Source organism: Bacillus sp. VA15 (assembly GCF_055721145.1).
This window is the reverse complement of the sequence record NZ_JBVQPQ010000005.1, coordinates 33010-50774: the sequence shown is the minus strand read 5'-3', so window position 1 is coordinate 50774 and position 17765 is coordinate 33010. Positions and strand designations below refer to the sequence as shown.

At 46.2% G+C, this 17765-nt stretch carries 16 protein-coding genes; 14 read left to right on the top strand and 2 right to left on the bottom strand.

Going from position 1 to position 17765, the window contains the following annotated elements; all coding sequences use genetic code 11:
• Positions 1 to 7 precede the first annotated feature (7 nt).
• The 12 genes from glvA to AC0DBE_RS13985 all read left to right on the top strand — a co-directional run bounded on the left by glvA (position 8) and on the right by AC0DBE_RS13985 (position 14279).
• Positions 8 to 1357: a maltose-6'-phosphate glucosidase gene (gene glvA, locus AC0DBE_RS14040; RefSeq protein ID WP_472962572.1), complete on the top strand. Its 1350-nt coding sequence runs from the start codon at positions 8 to 10 to the stop codon at positions 1355 to 1357.
• Positions 1358 to 1421: 64 nt separating this feature from the next.
• Complete coding sequence (gene glvR, locus AC0DBE_RS14035) at positions 1422 to 2186, top strand: MurR/RpiR family transcriptional regulator GlvR (protein ID WP_072182484.1); 765 nt, start codon at positions 1422 to 1424, stop codon at positions 2184 to 2186.
• A gap of 14 nt (positions 2187 to 2200) precedes the next feature.
• Positions 2201 to 3784 (top strand): PTS maltose transporter subunit IIBC, encoded by a 1584-nt coding sequence (gene malP, locus AC0DBE_RS14030; RefSeq protein WP_326229753.1) that lies wholly within the window; start codon positions 2201 to 2203, stop codon positions 3782 to 3784.
• 105 nt (positions 3785 to 3889) lie between these two features.
• Positions 3890 to 5611, top strand: coding sequence for an ABC transporter ATP-binding protein (locus AC0DBE_RS14025; protein ID WP_072565958.1), 1722 nt, complete (start codon positions 3890 to 3892; stop codon positions 5609 to 5611).
• Entirely contained in the window at positions 5605 to 7419 is a 1815-nt protein-coding gene (locus tag AC0DBE_RS14020; protein WP_472962569.1) for an ABC transporter ATP-binding protein, read from the top strand. Before AC0DBE_RS14025 ends, AC0DBE_RS14020 begins: the two co-directional genes overlap by 7 nt.
• Before the next feature lie 153 nt (positions 7420 to 7572).
• A complete protein-coding gene (gene catD / locus AC0DBE_RS14015) occupies positions 7573 to 7977 on the top strand; it encodes a DoxX family oxidoreductase CatD (protein ID WP_003239773.1) in 405 nt (134 codons plus the stop codon).
• 17 nt (positions 7978 to 7994) lie between these two features.
• A complete protein-coding gene (gene catE, locus AC0DBE_RS14010; RefSeq protein ID WP_061188198.1) occupies positions 7995 to 8852 on the top strand; it encodes a catechol 2,3-dioxygenase in 858 nt (285 codons plus the stop codon).
• Positions 8853 to 8969: 117 nt separating this feature from the next.
• Positions 8970 to 10172: a sensor histidine kinase gene (locus AC0DBE_RS14005; RefSeq protein ID WP_072566820.1), complete on the top strand. Its 1203-nt coding sequence runs from the start codon at positions 8970 to 8972 to the stop codon at positions 10170 to 10172.
• Positions 10169 to 10831 carry a two-component system response regulator LnrK gene (gene lnrK / locus AC0DBE_RS14000; RefSeq protein ID WP_014113083.1) on the top strand — a complete coding sequence of 221 codons (663 nt, stop codon included), beginning with the start codon at positions 10169 to 10171 and terminating at the stop codon, positions 10829 to 10831. The genes AC0DBE_RS14005 and lnrK overlap by 4 nt, the downstream gene beginning before the upstream one ends.
• Before the next feature lie 143 nt (positions 10832 to 10974).
• Positions 10975 to 11910, top strand: coding sequence for a linearmycin resistance ATP-binding protein LnrL (lnrL, locus tag AC0DBE_RS13995; RefSeq protein WP_061188202.1), 936 nt, complete (start codon positions 10975 to 10977; stop codon positions 11908 to 11910).
• 12 nt (positions 11911 to 11922) lie between these two features.
• Positions 11923 to 13113, top strand: a complete 1191-nt coding sequence (locus AC0DBE_RS13990; protein ID WP_472962566.1) for an ABC transporter permease — start codon at positions 11923 to 11925, stop codon at positions 13111 to 13113.
• A 14-nt stretch (positions 13114 to 13127) separates the two neighbouring features.
• Positions 13128 to 14279 carry an ABC transporter permease gene (locus AC0DBE_RS13985; RefSeq protein ID WP_472962564.1) on the top strand — a complete coding sequence of 384 codons (1152 nt, stop codon included), beginning with the start codon at positions 13128 to 13130 and terminating at the stop codon, positions 14277 to 14279.
• A gap of 35 nt (positions 14280 to 14314) precedes the next feature.
• Here AC0DBE_RS13985 and AC0DBE_RS13980 read toward each other — a convergent pair whose 3' ends face one another.
• Positions 14315 to 14914: a GNAT family N-acetyltransferase gene (locus AC0DBE_RS13980; protein ID WP_079288902.1), complete on the bottom strand. Its 600-nt coding sequence runs from the start codon at positions 14912 to 14914 to the stop codon at positions 14315 to 14317.
• A gap of 50 nt (positions 14915 to 14964) precedes the next feature.
• Positions 14965 to 15513, bottom strand: a complete 549-nt coding sequence (gene padR / locus AC0DBE_RS13975) for a transcriptional regulator PadR (RefSeq protein ID WP_242734675.1) — start codon at positions 15511 to 15513, stop codon at positions 14965 to 14967.
• Positions 15514 to 15785: 272 nt separating this feature from the next.
• Between padR and estB the strand changes: the two genes are divergently transcribed.
• Both estB and AC0DBE_RS13965 read left to right on the top strand, forming a co-directional pair.
• Positions 15786 to 16418 carry an esterase EstB gene (gene estB, locus AC0DBE_RS13970; RefSeq protein ID WP_472962562.1) on the top strand — a complete coding sequence of 211 codons (633 nt, stop codon included), beginning with the start codon at positions 15786 to 15788 and terminating at the stop codon, positions 16416 to 16418.
• 218 nt (positions 16419 to 16636) lie between these two features.
• Complete coding sequence (locus AC0DBE_RS13965; RefSeq protein WP_472962560.1) at positions 16637 to 17725, top strand: acyltransferase family protein; 1089 nt, start codon at positions 16637 to 16639, stop codon at positions 17723 to 17725.
• The last annotated feature ends 40 nt before the right edge of the window (positions 17726 to 17765 follow it).

Here is a 17765-nt window from a genome sequence, read left to right as displayed (position 1 = left end):
TCGTCATATGAAGAAAAAATCATTCTCAATCGTAATAGCGGGCGGAGGGAGCACTTTCACTCCAGGGATCGTTCTGATGCTCTTGAACCATTTGGAGGAGTTTCCGATCAGAAAGCTGAAGCTGTATGATAATGATAAGGAGAGACAGGATCGCATTGCAGGCGCCTGTGACGTTTTTATCAGAGAAAAAGCACCGGATATTGAATTTACAGCGACGACTGACCCGGAAGAAGCTTTTACAGATGTCGATTTTGTCATGGCGCACATCAGGGTAGGGAAATACGCAATGCGTGCGCTGGATGAGCAAATTCCGCTGAAGTACGGAGTTGTCGGCCAGGAGACGTGCGGGCCGGGCGGTATCGCATACGGCATGCGTTCAATTGGCGGCGTGCTTGAAATATTAGATTACATGGAAAAATATTCGCCTAATGCGTGGATGCTCAATTATTCCAACCCGGCGGCGATCGTAGCCGAAGCAACGAGACGCCTCAGACCGAATTCGAAAATTCTCAATATCTGTGATATGCCGGTTGGAATCGAAGACCGGATGGCGCAAATTCTCGGCCTGTCCTCAAGAAAAGAAATGAAGGTCCGTTATTACGGATTAAATCATTTTGGCTGGTGGACATCGATTCAGGATCAAGAGGGCAACGATTTAATGCCGAAGCTGAAGGAGCATGTATCTCAATACGGGTACATTCCGAAGACGGAGGCTGAAGCTGTGGAGGCGAGCTGGAATGACACGTTCGCCAAAGCGCGTGATGTGCAGGCTGCAGATCCTGACACACTGCCGAATACGTATTTGCAATATTATTTGTTCCCGGATGATATGGTGAAAAAATCAAATCCGAATCATACGCGGGCAAACGAAGTGATGGAAGGGCGCGAAGCCTTTATTTTCAGCCAATGTGACATGATCACACGCGAGCAGTCCTCGGAAAACAGCGAAATTAAAATCGATGATCACGCATCATATATCGTTGATCTAGCCCGGGCGATTGCCTACAACACAGGTGAAAGAATGCTGTTGATTGTTGAAAATAACGGCGCGATTGCAAACTTTGACCCGACTGCAATGGTCGAGGTGCCATGTATTGTCGGCTCAAACGGACCTGAACCGATCACCGTCGGCACTATTCCGCAATTCCAAAAAGGGCTGATGGAGCAGCAGGTATCCGTTGAGAAACTGACTGTTGAAGCATGGGAGGAGAAATCGTTCCAAAAGCTGTGGCAGGCGCTGATCCTGTCAAAAACAGTGCCGAACGCGCGTGTAGCAAGGCTCATTCTCGAGGATTTAATAGAGGCCAACAAAGACTATTGGCCAGAGCTTGATCAAAGTCCAACTCGCATTTCATAACTGAAATTCCCCCATTTTCGAATCTGTAATTGTATATAATAGAAAGAAAATGGGGGGATCTGATATGCAGCTCGAAGAACTGATTAATCAGCACTACAGCAAATTAAATGACAACGATTTTCATATTTTAAAATATATATTGAATCACAAGCACACGTGCTATCACCTTGGAATCGACGCGCTGGCCAAAGCTTGCAGCGTATCGCGTTCCTCAATTTTACGGCTTGCCCAAAAGCTCGGTTTCAGCGGCTACAGTGAATTTCGCGTCTATTTAAAGTGGGAAGATCAGCCGGAAGAAGGCGAGAGTATGAGTTTTCAAAAGTTGCTTGACGATATTGAATCAAATTTGAAATTTTTAAGGACAAAGGACATGACGGAGATGTGCCAGCTGATTGATGAAGCTGACCGCATTTTCGTGTACGGATCTGGAAATGCGCAAAAGATATGCGCCCGCGATCTTCAAAGGATGTTTATTCCGCGCCATCGGTATCTCATTTTGATTGAAGACAGAAATGAATTTAATCTGATGCGCGATGATTTTAAAGTAAACGATCTGTTTATCATCATTTCTCTTTCCGGCGAAACACCGGAGCTGATTCCTCAGGCAAGAATGCTTTCTGCAAAGGGTATTCCCTTTATTTCCATTACGAATTTAAAAAACAATGTCCTCGCCCAGCTGACTCCGCATAATCTTTATGCGACAAGCAAACCTGTGACATTAAGCGATAAAACGGAAATTGTCGCTTTTGCACCATTTTTTCTCGTTGGCGAAGCATTGTTCCGCGCATATGTTGATTACAAAGAGGCAGAAAAAAATAACATGAAGTAGCAGGGGGTTCTGGTATGATGCAAAAGATCCAGCGCTTTGGAAGCGCGATGTTTGTGCCTGTTCTATTATTCGCGTTCGCCGGCATTATCGTCGGTGTCAGTACGCTTTTTAAAAATAAAACCCTCATGGGCCCGCTTGCCGATCCTGACGGGTTTTGGTATCAGTGCTGGTATATCATTGAGCAGGGCGGCTGGACAGTATTTAATCAAATGCCGCTCTTATTCGCCATCGGCATCCCGGTTGCTTTGGCGAAGAAAGCTCAGGCGCGTGCTTGTTTGGAAGCGCTTACGGTTTACTTGACGTTCAATTACTTTGTCAGCTCGATCTTGACGGTATGGGGAGGGGCATTTGGCGTCGATATGAACCAAGAGGTCGGCGGAACGAGCGGGTTAACGATGATCGCGGGCATCAAAACGCTTGATACCAACATTATCGGAGCTATCTTTATTTCTTCGATTGTCGTCTTTTTGCATAACCGCTATTTTGATAAAAAACTGCCCGATTTTCTCGGCATCTTTCAAGGCTCAACGTATATCGTGATGATTTCCTTCTTCATTATGATCCCGATCGCCTTGGCCGTGTCTTACATTTGGCCGATGGTTCAGACGGGAATCGGCTCGCTTCAAAGCTTCCTGGTTGCTTCTGGGGCGGTGGGCGTCTGGATATACACGTTTTTGGAACGGATTTTGATTCCGACCGGTCTTCATCACTTTATTTACACACCGTTTATTTATGGGCCTGCTGTAGCAGAAGGCGGGATCGTCACGTATTGGGCACAGCACCTCGGCGAATATTCGCAAAGCGCCAAGCCGCTGAAGGAGCTCTTCCCGCAAGGCGGATTCGCGCTCCACGGCAACTCGAAAATCTTCGGCATTCCGGGGATCGCACTGGCGTTTTACGTCACGGCCAAAAAGGAAAAGAAAAAACTTGTCGCAGGGCTGCTGATTCCTGTCACGCTGACAGCGATTGTCGCGGGCATTACAGAGCCGATTGAGTTCACTTTCTTATTCATTTCTCCTTTCTTATTTGCGGTTCACGCCGTGCTTGCTGCGACAATGTCAACGGTCATGTATATGGCCGGTGTTGTCGGAAACATGGGGGGTGGTTTAATCGAGGCGGTTACCCTGAACTGGATTCCGCTCTTTGGCAGCCACGGTATGACGTATGTGTATCAAATTTTGATCGGGCTTTCTTTTACAGCTATTTATTTTTTCGTCTTCCGATTTTTAATCCTCAAATTCAATATCGCCACACCGGGACGGGAAATTGACGATCAGCAGGAAACAAAGCTGTATTCGAAAAAGGAATACAGAGAAAGAAAAAACAAGGATGAAACAGCTTCTGCTGCTGAAACGGCAGATGACACCGCTTTTCTTTATATTGAAGCGCTGGGTGGAAAAGACAATATCACTGAAGTGACAAACTGCGCCACCCGCCTCAGAGTCAGCGTCAAGGATGAAACAAAGGTTGAGCCCGACAGCGTATTCCGCGCGCTTGGCGCGCACGGCGTCGTCAGGAACGGGAAGGCGTTTCAGGTGATTATCGGATTGAGCGTGCCGCAGATGCGGGAGCGTGTAGAAAAAATATTGAATCAATAAAGCCAGCCCTCCTATTCGGGAGGGTTTTCGTTTGCCGTCAAAAAGACCGCCATAGTAAAGTAAAGAAAGAGACAATCGAGTAAAAAGGGGTTTGGAGGCTTTTACATGCAAAAGGCTTTATCGTTTTTAAAACCATACTCATTGCTGGTAGGAACTGCGTTGATTCTCATGTTGACTGAGCTTGCGGTTGAACTGATGCAGCCTTTATTAATCGCAAAAATCATTGACGATGGGATTTTAAAGCAAGATCTGCGGCATGTGTGGACATGGGGCGCGGTCATGGTCGGACTGACCGTGTTATCATTTGCGGCGGGAATGCTGAATTCCTTTTATGCCGCCCATGTCAGCCAAAGCTTTTCCTATGATACGAGAAAAGGGCTTTTTCAAAAAATCCAGTCCTTCTCTTATTCTACATTTGGACAGTTTTCATCCTCTTCTTATATCACAAGGCTGACAAACGATGTCACACAGGTTCAAAATATGATTTTTATGAGCTTGCGGTTTATGCTGCGGGCTCCATTAATGATTGTAGGCGGCATTGTGCTGTCGCTCGCCGTTAATGTGAAGCTCGGTTTTTTTCTGCTTGTGACCATTCCGATCCTGATCTTGTTTTTGCTTTGGGTATTAAAGAAGGGCGGGGCACTGTTCCGCTCAGTGCAGAAACGGCTGGATCAGGTGAACACCGTCATGCAGGAAAACTTAACAGCGATTAAGCTGATCAAAGCGCTGCTTCGCGGCAGCCACGAGGTCAAAAGATTTATCAAAGCCAACACGAGGCTAATGGAAAAAACAGTTTCAGCTTTTCAGCTTGTGGAATTCACGATGCCTGTGCTGATGCTGCTGATGAACCTCTGCATCCTTTTGATTTTGTGGGCAGGGGCCTTCAGTATCACGAACGGAAACACTCAAGTCGGTGATGTTGTGGCGATTATTAACTACGCAACACGAATTACGGGCGCGCTTTCGATGTTTCCGTTTTTGATTATGATTTTCACCCGGGCGAAGGCTTCAGGGGATAGAATCGGCGAGGTGCTTGAAACGGAAGGCGATGAGCGGGAGGAAGGCATCATATCTGATCGTTTGTCGGGAAGGATTGAGTTTCAGCATGTATCCTTCCGTTATCCGGAAATGGATAGAGAAGCGCTGCGGAATGTCTCATTTTCCGCAAAAACGAGGGAAACGATCGCGATTCTCGGTGCGACGGGATCAGGCAAGTCCACCCTCTTTCAGCTCATTCCACGGCTTTATCAGCCGGATTCGGGCAGCATTTACATAGATGAAAAGCCAATTTATGATTTTCCGGCTGAAGGGCTTCGCAAGCAAATTGGATATGTCCCGCAGGAAGTGCTCCTGTTTTCCGGCACAATCAAAGAAAATATTGCTTGGGGCAAAGAAAATGCTTCACTTGATGAAATAATGGAAGCGGCCAAACATGCGCAAATTCATGAAACGATTATGAAGCTCCCAAATGGGTATGATACCGTGTTGGGACAAAGAGGCGTCAACCTGTCCGGCGGCCAGAAGCAGCGGATTTCCATTGCGCGGGCGCTGATCCGAAAGCCGGCCATCCTTCTTTTAGATGACAGCACAAGCGCGCTTGACCTGCAAACGGAGGCAAAGCTGCTTGAGGCGATCAGCACATATGAGTGCACAACTTTGATCATTACGCAAAAAATCACCACGGCGATGAAAGCTGATGAGATTTTGCTGCTTGAGGATGGCGAACTGATAGAAAAAGGCACGCACAGTGAACTTCTTTCTGAATCTGAGTTATACAAGCGCATTTACGAGTCGCAATTCGGAAGGGAGGGGAGCGAGTCATGCTAAAAGACATCCGCAAGCCTTTCCAATATCCCAAACTGCCAATCGACAAAAAAGAAGGCGCGAAAAAGCGGGCGAAAGCAAAGGATGCAAAAGGCACACTGAAGCGAATCTGGTCTTACTTGGCTGAACGAAAAGGACTGCTCATCCTTGTCATGCTGATGGTTGTCATCAGCGCGATATTCGGGCTCCTTGGCCCCTTTGTGATCGGAAAGGCCATTGACCATTTTATCGTCGGGAAAACGGTCAGCGGCTTAATTCCCGTTTTGCTCCTTCTGCTCGTCATTTACGTAATTCAGTCCCTGTCGCTCTGGTTTCAAAACTATTGGATGATTACGATCTCGCAGGGCACGGTTTTCAGAATGAGAAGCGAATTGTTCACCCATCTGCATGAGCTGCCGATTCCGTTTTTTGATAAACAGCGGCACGGCGAGCTGATGAGCCGGGTGACGAATGACATCGAAAATGTAAGTTCTACCTTAAACACGTCAGTCATTCAAATTTTGTCAAGCGTCATCACCTTTGTCGGGACGATTGCGGTGATGCTGTACATGAGCCCGCTCCTTACAGTGATTACGCTAACGATCATTCCGGTGATGGCAGTAAGCCTGAAATGGATCACCAACCGGACGGGAAAGCTGTTTAAAGAACAGCAGAAAAACCTTGGTGAGCTGAATGGATATATTGAGGAATCTGTTTCCGGCGCAAAGGTCATCAAAGCCTATTCGCGAGAGAAGCAGATTACTGCCGAATTTCTCGAAAAAAACGCTGCGCTCAAGACTTCGGGCTTTTGGGCACAGACGATTTCTGGATTTATCCCGAAAGTCATGAACTCGCTGAATAACTTAAGCTTTACGATGATTGCGGCAATCGGCGGTCTGTTCGCGCTGAAAGGCTGGATCTCGATCGGCTCCATCGTTGTCTTTGCCGAGTATTCAAGACAATTCACACGCCCTTTAAACGATCTGGCCAACCAGTTTAATACAATGCTGTCCGCGATTGCCGGAGCTGAACGGGTGTTTGACGTGCTTGATGAAAAAGAGGAGCGCGAGGATGAAAAGGACGCCGTGCATCAGCCGATCAAAACAGGCAGTATTGAATTCCGGGATGTGTCCTTCGGTTACGACGAGGGGCAGCAGACACTGAAGCATTTACAGTTTACCGTGCCCGCCGGACAGTCCATCGCGTTTGTCGGACCGACGGGAGCGGGGAAAACAACTGTCACAAATCTTCTCGCCCGTTTTTACGAACCTGATGACGGAAGGATTTTAATCGACGGTACCGATATTAAAACCCTCACTAGAGCAAGCCTAAGGAAAAACATGGGGTTTGTCCTTCAGGATTCGTTTTTGTTTCAGGGTACGATCAGAGAAAATATTCGCTACGGCAGGCTCGATGCTTCTGATCAGGAAGTCGAAGCCGCTGCAAAAACAGCGAATGCCCATAGTTTTATTGAAAGGCTGCCAAAAGGGTATGATACCGTGCTGACGCAAAACGGTTCGGGCATCAGTCAAGGACAGAAGCAGTTGATTTCTATAGCGCGGGCGGTGCTTGCCGATCCGGTTCTTCTCATCTTGGATGAAGCGACAAGCAACATCGATACCGTAACAGAAGTCAACATTCAAGAAGCGCTCGCCCGTTTAATGGAGGGAAGAACAAGCGTCATCATTGCCCACAGGCTGAACACCATTCAAAGAGCGGACCAGATTGTGGTGCTAAAAAACGGCAAAATGATTGAAAAAGGCAGCCATGGCGAGCTTATCCGGCAAAAAGGGTTTTACAGTGACTTATATGAAAGCCAATTTGAGAAATAGACCTTTGTCCTGCACAAAGGTCTTTTTTGTTACAGTTTTATAGTACTTTTATTTCATTTTCGTGAAATGTAACAAAATTACTTGACGTAAACAAGTTATGTATATATACTAGCTTACATTAAGTAAGTGATAACATTTATCAAGGAGGATAAAATGAATAAATCATTTGAAATTGGCACATTACTTTTAAGAGTTATTACAGGTATTATCTTTTTTGTTCATGGTTTATCAAAGTTTCAGGGAATGGAGGGCACCATCCAATTTTTTGGCAGCATAGGCCTTCCAAGTTTTATGGCGTACGTCATCGCAGCGATTGAACTGGTAGGCGGAGTTCTTGTCTTCTTCGGATTGGCTACACGTATTGTCGGTGTTCTGTTTGCCCTCACGCTGATCGGAGCCATCATTACAGTCAAGCTGAAAGCGCCTTTCATGGGCAATGCAGAATTTGATTACCTTCTGCTTTTAACATCAATCCATCTGGCTCTTTCTGGAAGCCGTTTCTTGGCGCTGGATCCACTTGTGTTTAAAGCAAAAAAGAGCGAAAACGTATCAGCATAAGAAAAGAGGCATACAGCATGACCAGCATTCATGAGGATACAAATATTGGCTATGTCAAACTCACAATCCGCAGCCTGGAGCGTTCCCTTCAGTTCTACTGTAACGTTATCGGCTTTCAAGTCTTACAAAAGACGGATCGCCAAGCTGAATTAACCGCTGACGGGAAACGTGTACTGCTTATTCTTGAAGAAAATCCGAGCGCCGTCGTCTTGCCTGAACGGTCTGTGACGGGTTTATATCACTTTGCGATTCTTCTTCCGAACCGGAAGGAACTTGGTATCGCGCTCGCTCGCCTGATTGAACACGGCATTGCGATCGGACATGGGGATCATGCTGTGAGCGAAGCACTCTACCTGTCTGATCCTGATGGAAACGGAATTGAAATGTATGCTGACCGCCCCCGCAGCACGTGGCAGCGTGATCAAGAAGGAAACTATGTCATGACGACAACCGCTGTTGACATTGAGGGTCTTATGGAAAAAGCCGGAGATGAGCGGAAAACAGCGCTTCCGAACGGTACCATCATCGGACACATTCATTTGCATGTCAGTGATTTGAACGAAGCAAAAGCGTTTTATACAGATGTGCTGGGCTTTGACATTGTCGGAGACTATGCAGGTATGTCCGCTCTCTTCGTTTCAGCTGGAGGCTACCACCATCATATTGGCTTAAACATTTGGGCTGGAAGAAATGCGCCGCCTAAACCGACAAATGCTAGCGGATTAGACTATTACACTGTTGTCCTGCCTCATCGAGAGGAACTCGATCGAGTGGCAGACCGAGTCAAACATGCCGGATATTCGATCGAAAAAACGGAAAACAGCTTCCGCGTGAAAGATCCTGTTTCTGGGGTCCATATTCTATTTGTGATTTGACTGTAATCCCTTTGCCGAAAAAACGGCAGGGGGATTTTTTATTTTCCAGAAATTCCTGTCAAAAATGACCTGAGGCAGGTATGATAAGAAGGGAATTGGGGAACGGGAGTGATGAGTGTGAAGGCTCTTATATTTACTAGGATATTCACCCTAATGGTAAGCTGTTCGGTTTACTTTTTTCTTGTAAAAGATGACCGTTGGTTTGAGTATTTGTTCATCGCTGGTGGTGCAGGTGTGTTCTTAGCAAATCATCTCTTATTAAGAGTAGAGAAATATGGCATTTTGTTTTGTCTAATTGATATTGCAGTTGGCTTTTCGTTCGGTTTCATGTTTCCGGGTACAGGTTTATATATCACATTGCTCAGCCCGGTTGCAGTTACCTTTTTTCTGAAGGGATTTGACCGAAAAACAGTATGGTCTGTCCTGTGTTTTTGTTTTATGATGTGGCTGATTGTGCTAATCCGCACATATCGTATGTTCGGCGATGAATATGTTATGGATCATTGTATCAGCATGACATTCGTTGTCTTTTGCGGAGTCGTCGGCAAATTAATCCGCAAGCTTTTGGATGCGCAGGAAACGGCAAAACAGCAGTTTCAGGAACTGACGGAGTCCCATCTGGCGCTGTCTGCTGCACACCAGGAGCTGCATTTATATGCGAAGCAGGTTGAAGAGCTGACTGCCATTCATGAGCGGAACAGAATGGCAAGAGAAATCCATGATACAGTAGGACACAAAATGACGGCGCTCCTCGTCCAGCTGCAGCTTCTGCGTGAATGGCAAAAAAGAGACAGCCAAAAAGCGGAGAAGACAGTCGGGGTATGTGAAACGCTTGCCCGTGAAGCGCTTGATGCTGTCCGCTTATCAGTACGCACCCTGCAAACGGAAAACGATCATTCGTTAATCGATTCACTGAAACAGCTGACAGAAGACTTCTATAAAAATGCAGGAGTCACAACCGAATTTGCGGTCAGCGGCGATCCGGCGATGATCCCGCTGTCTCTTCATCCGACTCTGGTCAGAACGGTGCAGGAAGCATTGACCAATGCCAAACGGCACGGCGGCGCCACAGCTTGTTCGGTACAGCTTGCCTGCACAACGGACAGCATCAGCCTTGTCATTAAGGATGACGGAAAAGGAAATCCCGAGGCAGCACTCGGCTTTGGCCTTTTGAACATGAAAAAGCGGGCGGCAGAGCATGGCGGAATGATTCGCTTTGAGAGCGAACGGGATCAAGGATTTACAGTAATCGCGGAATTTTCACTGGTCAATAAAAAATGGAGCTTCGGGCCCGCGCAGCAAAAGGAGAGTTTATCATGATTAAGATCATCATTACCGACGATCAGGATATCGTCAGAGAAGGGCTGGCGTCCTTGCTCCAGCTCCGAGATGAGCTCGATGTCATCGCCACGGCGCGAAACGGACAGGAAGCCTTCGAAAAGGCGAAAGAGCTTGAACCGGATATCGTGTTAATGGACATCCGCATGCCGGTTTCCAACGGGGTGGAGGGAACAAAATTAATCACAAGCTCGCTGCCCGGCGTAAAGGTTTTGATGCTGACAACCTTCAAGGATTCAGAGCTGATTGCAGAAGCGCTTGAAGAAGGAGCGAGCGGGTACCTGCTGAAGGACATGTCAGCCGATACGATTGTAAAAGCGGTGATGACTGTACAATCTGGCGGAATGGTGCTTCCTCCGGAACTGACTGCTCAAATGCTGAATGAATGGAAGCGTGAAAAACAGCTGAAAGGAATAAACGAGAAAGAAAAACCTAAGGAGCTTCTCGACCTGACCGAACGCGAAATGGAAGTTCTCGCTGAGCTTGGCTACGGGCTGAATAATAAAGAAATTGCTGAGAAGCTGTTCATTACAGAAGGCACAGTGAAAAATCACGTTTCTAACATTATCAGCAAACTGTCTGTTAGAGACAGAACCCAAGCCGCCATCTATTCGGTCAGATATGGTGTATCTGACTTTTGACATATGACATTCAGCATATGCGTTTCTCTGAAAAGGCCTTTTACAGGCCTTTTTTTCATGCCTTACATTCTATCTGGCGCTACATGCCGCACGCCCTTCTTTTATCTACAATGGCAATGGGATTAAAAAAGGAGTGAAACGACGTGCTGCAAGCAGAAAACATCAAAAAGGCATACGGGAAAAAAACAATTGTGAAAGGCATTTCTTTTTCCCTGCAAAAGGGGGAGTCGTTCGGGCTGCTTGGGCCAAACGGTGCGGGAAAGTCCACAACCATCTCGATGATTTCCGGCCTCGTGCCGCATGACAGCGGGAACATCACAGTGGGCGGCTATGTCATCGGAAAAGAAACGGCCAAAGCGAAACAAAAAATCGGCGTTGTCCCACAGGAAATTGCTTTATATCCGACGCTGACGGCTCATGAGAATCTTATGTTTTGGGGGAAAATGTACGGACTTACGCACGGCGATGCCAAAAAAAGATCGGCAGAGGTCCTTGAATATGTCGGCCTGACTGAGCGGGCCAAAGATAAAATTGAAACGTTCTCAGGCGGAATGAAACGGAGAATCAACATCGGTGCTGCCTTAATGCACAAGCCTGAGCTTCTGATCATGGATGAACCGACTGTCGGTATTGATCCTCAATCGAGAAATCATATTTTAGAAACGGTGAAACAGCTCAATGAAACCGGCATGACGGTGATCTATACGAGTCATTACATGGAAGAGGTCGAGTATTTATGCGACCGGATTGGCATTATTGATCAGGGAGAAATGATTGCGATCGGCACAAAAACCGATTTGTGCAGCCGCCTTGGAGGCGATACCATCATTCAGCTCACTGTCAGCGGGATCGATGAAGCGTTTCTTTTTGCAATCCGTTCCCTGGCCCATGTGAATGATGTGACAGTACATGAGTCAGAACTCAAAATTGACATTTCTGCGGCTCATCATGAAAAAGTCGTTACCAGTTTGCTTGCGGAGGCCGCTGCCCATCATACAAACCTGCTGTCTCTTCAGGTGCAGGAACCAAATTTGGAGCGCTTGTTTCTGAATTTGACCGGGCGCACTTTGCGGGATTAAGGAGGTATCGCTATGAAAAAAAGCATATGGATCGCATGGAAAGATGTCAAAATCAGAATCACGGACAGAAAAGGGTTTATGATGCTTATCTTAATGCCGCTGATCCTGACCTGTATTTTAGGGGCGGCCCTTGGATCGGTTGTTGACGGTGGCAGCCAGGTTGATGACATCAGAGTCGGCTATGTCCAATCAGACCAGTCAGAAGCAGCAAACATGTTTAAAACAGATGTGCTCAAAAAAATGAAGTCGATAAAGGTCACACAAGCCAGCAGCGAAGACGAGATAAAGAAGCTGCTTGATGAAAAGAAAATTGATGTCGGTATCGTCATTCCGAATCAATGGGAAGCCGGCAAAACTTCAGCTTTTGTTTATGCGGATCCTGATCAAACATTAAAAAGCTCCATCATCGAAACAGCCGCCGCATCTTTCATAGACCAATATAAAGCGGTAAAAGAAGCCGCTTCAGCCTCAATGGACTACATCAGCAAAACGGCAGCTGTAAAACAAGGAAAACTTGATCCTTCACATTTTTCCGAAAAGCTGGTAAAGACACTTGAAAAAGAAACGGGTGACAAACTTACTATTACGGAAAAATCAGTCGGCAGCAAGGCTGTTACCAGCTTTCAATACTATTCGGCAGCAATGCTTTGCATGTTCATGCTGTTTCATATGACAGTCGGGGCGAAATCATTTTTACAGGAAAAGGAGACGGAAACGCTTGCCAGAATGCTGATGACGCCTGCGCAAAAATACGCCATTCTCTTCGGAAAATGGCTCGGAACCTATCTGTTTGCCATCATACAATTTTTCATATTTCTGATTGTCACGATCAATGTATTTGGTGTGGACTGGGGCGGCAATCTGCTGTTTGTAAGTGTACTCGGGCTTGCTTACGCTGCAGCTGTATCAGGTATTTCAATGCTGCTTGCATCGTGCATCAGCGATATGAAATCTGCAGATGCGATAGGCGGCTTCGGCATTCAATTGCTTGCGGTTCTCGGCGGGTCCATGCTGCCGCTGTACCAATTTCCGGACTTCTTACAGTCTGTATCCAAAGCGGTGCCGAATCGATGGGCGCTTGACGGCTTTCTTTCTTTAATGGAAGGGGGAGGCTGGGCTGACCTTCAAAAGCCTGTGCTTCTTTTTGCCGCGATCGGCCTTTGTTCACTCATGCTTGGTATCAGACGGCTTCATACAAGATAAGGAGGTACACCAAGGTGAAAAAAATCATAGCCATTTGCGGCATTGAGCTTTCTCTCATTTTCAAGAAGCGGCAGAATTATTTGATGATGTTTGCTGCCCCGCTTTTGCTGACCTTTGTATTTGGGAGTATGCTCGGCAGTAATGATGACAAGCTGCGCCTTGCAATCGTTGATCAGGACGACACGATTCTCTCACAGCATTATATTCGGCAGCTGAAGGCACACGATGGTATGTACACATTCGAAAACATGTCTGAAAGCAAAGCGTCAGAAAAGCTGAAGCAAAAGAAAATAGCTGGGATCATCGTCATTTCTCACTCGTTCCAGGCACAGCTCGAAAAAGGAAAAAATCCTGAGCTGATCTTCCGTCACGGCCCGGAGCTGTCGGAAGCGCCTATGGCCAAACAGTATGCGGAAAGCACATTGGCAAAGCTCAATATTCAGGTTTCCGCGGCGAAAACGGCGGCTCAGGCAGCGGGGGAGAACTGGAAGGCAGCTTATAAAACAGTTATTGCCAAAGATCATGAAGATGCAGCACCAGCCGTAAAACAGAAGGCACTCAGCGATAAAAAAGAAGGCGCAAGTGACACAGCCTCAAGAGCAGCAGGCTTTTCCATCCTGTTTGTCATGTTGACAATGATGGGGGCAGCGGGAACGATTTTAGAAGCAAGAAAAAACGGCGTCTGGTCCAGATTGCTTACAGCCTCTGTCAGCCGAATGGAAATCGGTGCAGGGTATGTGCTGTCCTTCTTTGTCATTGGCTGGATTCAATTTGGCATCTTGCTTCTTGCATCCCATTGGCTGTTTGGCATCAACTGGGGCAACCCTGCTGCAGTTATTGTGTTAGTATCGTTTTTTCTGCTGACCGTTGTCGGCATTGGATTGGTGATTGCGGCCAATGTCAGAACGCCGGAACAGCAGCTTGCGTTTGGCAACTTGTTCGTCATCGCAACGTGTATGGTAAGCGGAATGTATTGGCCGATAGACATTGAACCGAAATTTATGCAGTCCATCGCTGAATTTCTTCCGCAAAAGTGGGCGATGAGCGGGCTGACTGAGATTATGGCTAACGGTGCCCACGTCACAGATATTCTCGGGATCTGCGGCATCTTGCTTGTTTTCGCAGCAATTACCTTCACAGTGGGGCTGAAAGCGCTCCGCGCCTAAAAAACATCTGCCTTCGGGGCAGATGTTTTTTGCAATCATTTTGCTTTTTCTGCAAGCTTCAGTCTCTGTTCCAAATGCTGCTTCACGGAAGGCCAGTCGCTGTCGATGATGCTGAAAAATACTGAATTGCGAAATGTTCCGTCTTTTCTGATCATTTGGTTTCTCAATATGCCTTCTTTAACTGCTCCCAGCCGTTCAATCGCCTTTTGCGATCTGATATTCCGCTCATCTGTTTTGAACTGCACCCGAATCGTGTTCAGGTGTTCAAAGCAGTATTGTAACAGCAAATATTTGCATTCAGTGTTGACCGAGGTGCCCCACACCGATGGGTGAAACCATGTCCAGCCGATCTCAAGGCTCCTTGCAGCGGACGACATATACAGAAATCGCGTCGTTCCGACGATTTTGCCAGTTTCACGCTGAATAATCACGAATGGAAATTCTGCTCCGGACTCTTTCGTTTGCAGCGCTTCCTCAACAAAAGCCTCCATACCATGCAGCGTTGTGATCGTTTTCGGTAAATGGGCCCAGATGTTTTCATCATGTGCAGCTTCATATAAACCTTGAATATGGCTTTTGTCCATCGGCACCACTCGAATCAGTTCCCCTGTTAATTCGTGCAATGTCACATTCATCGTTCGTCCCCCCACATTAAGTATTGGAGCAGCCTGAAGGCCGCTCCAGGTTAACCCTTATCTATCATAGTTAAAATCGATTCAAGCCAAGAAACGTAATTTTTCTCCCGCTCCAGCGCTTTCGTCAGCACGAGATAGTGGCCGAAGTCCGGTGAAGAAAACGACATCGACTCCGCTGAAGCCATAAGCTTTTCATAGCTTCCCTGCAGATCAGACAGCTTGGCCTTGCGTTTCAGCAGTTGGTCTGTGAACAAATCAGAAGCCTCCTGCCGCGATAGACAAGAAATGAAATAAGCCTTCAGCATAAATTCATCCTTCACCGTCTCCGGTATCGGCTGGTGGCGGATCAGCCAGTCATGCAGCTCCTGCTTTCCGCTGTCTGTCAGGGTGTACATCTTTTTCTCCAGCTTTGTGCCTTGAATTGTTGTCCGGAACGTGATAAACCCTTCATCGGTCAGTTTTTTGAGCTCAGGATAAATCTGGCTGTGCTTGGCACTCCAAAATTGGCCGAGCTCCTCTTTAAAATAACTTGTAATATCATATCCGCTCAATTCGCCTTTTCGCAAAAGCCCTAATATAGCGTATTTTAATACTCTCATGCTATCCTCCGTGTCTATGGCTGTTTCGCAAAACAGATGAGCAAGTGCCCATCTGTGATCCTAACTGCCTATTCCCCTTATTATAGAAAAGGGAGAAAGGGAACACAACCGGTCTACCTGTGAAATTAAGATAAAAGGTATGTAATGATTTCGAAGGTGGCGGATTCATCGATAAGATTTTTAAATTTAATTTTCAGAAAAATTATTAACTATATTGATGTTTTATGTATAATAGGAAATTGGTGGTGCAAACATTTTAAGGGGGAATGAATGTGAAAAAAATATTTATGACATTCGCTATCTGTTTATCGCTGATTCTATCTGTTCTAGCCACTTCGCCATCTAGCGCAAAAGCTGAATCAGTACATAATCCTGTCGTTCTTGTTCATGGAATAAGTGGTGCCTCATACAATTTTTTCGCTATTAAAAACTACTTAGTTTCTCAAGGCTGGCAAAGCAACAAACTGTATGCAATTGATTTTTATGATAAAACAGGAAACAACCTAAACAACGGCCCGCAGCTTGCTTCATATGTTGACCGCGTTTTAAAAGAAACGGGAGCCAAAAAAGTAGATATTGTGGCTCATAGTATGGGAGGCGCTAACACGCTGTACTATATTAAATATTTAGGCGGGGGCAATAAGATTCAAAATGTCGTAACGCTTGGAGGGGCTAATGGTTTAGTATCTTCAACGGCGCTGCCGGGTACGGATCCTACTCAAAAGATCCTCTATACATCTATTTACAGCCTAAATGATGAAATTGTAATCAATAGCTTGTCTCGATTACAAGGAGCGCGTAACATCCAGCTTTATGGCATCGGCCATATTGGCTTGCTTTCAAATAGTCTAGTGAACGGCTATATCAAAGAAGGGCTGAATGGTGGAGGCCTCAATACAAATTAATATCTCCATAAAAAACCTGCCGTCTCTGTTACAGCAGGTTTTTTGCATTTATCTAGCAATCTCGTCTGAGAAAGATACGCCAAAAAGCCAGAGGCTTTTATGGACTTAGTCAATAATACATACTCCAATTTATGACATCAGGCACTTTTTTAAATAAAGCAGACATGTTAAGGTACAACCATCGATTTCTAAAAATTTGAAATAAAAGGAGCGCTGTTATGCAAATTAAAGAAATTTTTATGATCCGCTGCATTTCGTGCTTAAGTGTCGTCTTGCTCCATATCATTTCAATGGTCCTGATGCTTCAGGCAGAAGCTCTTGCAGATATTTCTCACACTGTTGATTCTTTTCGCACACTCCTGATGTTCAGCACGCCCGCTTTTATTTTCATCTCTGAATTTTTACTGGCCCGGTCTTATCCTGACGGGGTGCCGGACGGTTTTTTGAAGAAGCGGGGGAAAGTGATTTTCGTTCCTTTTTTATTTATCGCGGCTATCGATGCGCTGCTGATGACCAGTGCGATGGGGGGAGAGATAACCTTTCTTGCGTTTGTGCAAAAGTACCTGGCGAACGTATTCTTAGGAAACTTTATCGGATACTTCATTCTCGTCATCTTTCAATTTTACATTCTGCATATGATATTTCATGAGTATCTAAAAAAAGCATCGCCCAAATGGGTGCTGTCCATCTCATTTGTGGTGACAGCTGCTTATTTAAGCTATTTCTCAGCAGTCAGTCCGGCTCCTGCTTCTGAAGAGGGCGGGTCGTTTCCGTTCTTCTGGGTTCCGTTCGCAGGCTGGCTTTTCTACTTTTGTCTTGCCTACTATTGCGGAAAAGAGTACAAGCGCTTTTTATCGCTGCTGAACCAACACCGCTGGGCGGTATATGGCGCCGCAATTGCTTCTGGTGCGCTCGTTGTCGCTGTTTCTTATGTCGGCGAAATCGGCATGATCAGCTCAAAACGGCCTGATATCATGCTGTATTCAACAAGCATGATTTTCCTGTGCTTTCACTTGTTTTCTAAAATAAAGCAAGTGCCGAAAATCATGATGTTTATCAGCAACTATTCCTTTTCGATTTATCTGCTCCATGCTTATTTTATGATCATAGGCTACGTGCTGCTTTTAAATATGCCCGAAATACCTGCCGTACCGGCTGTTCTCCTGTTGTTTGCCGTGTGTACAGCCGGCCCGATCCTCACCTCATGGGCGCTGAATAAGTTCAAATACGGTTATTTATTTGTAGGGAAGATCTATCAGCCAAAGCAGAAGAAGGTAACAGTCGAAGTGCGTGATCACGCAGGGTGAAAAACAAGCGGCAGGAGAGAGGCTCCTGCCGCTTGTTGTA

Coding starts and splice junctions, on each gene's coding strand:
- glvA (WP_472962572.1), top strand. CDS start 8: ATGAAGAAAAAATCATTCTCAATCGTAATAGCGGGCGGAGGGAGCACT.
- glvR (WP_072182484.1), top strand. CDS start 1,422: ATGCAGCTCGAAGAACTGATTAATCAGCACTACAGCAAATTAAATGAC.
- malP (WP_326229753.1), top strand. CDS start 2,201: ATGATGCAAAAGATCCAGCGCTTTGGAAGCGCGATGTTTGTGCCTGTT.
- AC0DBE_RS14025 (WP_072565958.1), top strand. CDS start 3,890: ATGCAAAAGGCTTTATCGTTTTTAAAACCATACTCATTGCTGGTAGGA.
- AC0DBE_RS14020 (WP_472962569.1), top strand. CDS start 5,605: ATGCTAAAAGACATCCGCAAGCCTTTCCAATATCCCAAACTGCCAATC.
- catD (WP_003239773.1), top strand. CDS start 7,573: ATGAATAAATCATTTGAAATTGGCACATTACTTTTAAGAGTTATTACA.
- catE (WP_061188198.1), top strand. CDS start 7,995: ATGACCAGCATTCATGAGGATACAAATATTGGCTATGTCAAACTCACA.
- lnrK (WP_014113083.1), top strand. CDS start 10,169: ATGATTAAGATCATCATTACCGACGATCAGGATATCGTCAGAGAAGGG.
- AC0DBE_RS13990 (WP_472962566.1), top strand. CDS start 11,923: ATGAAAAAAAGCATATGGATCGCATGGAAAGATGTCAAAATCAGAATC.
- AC0DBE_RS13980 (WP_079288902.1), bottom strand. CDS start 14,914: ATGAATGTGACATTGCACGAATTAACAGGGGAACTGATTCGAGTGGTG.
- padR (WP_242734675.1), bottom strand. CDS start 15,513: ATGAGAGTATTAAAATACGCTATATTAGGGCTTTTGCGAAAAGGCGAA.
- AC0DBE_RS13965 (WP_472962560.1), top strand. CDS start 16,637: ATGCAAATTAAAGAAATTTTTATGATCCGCTGCATTTCGTGCTTAAGT.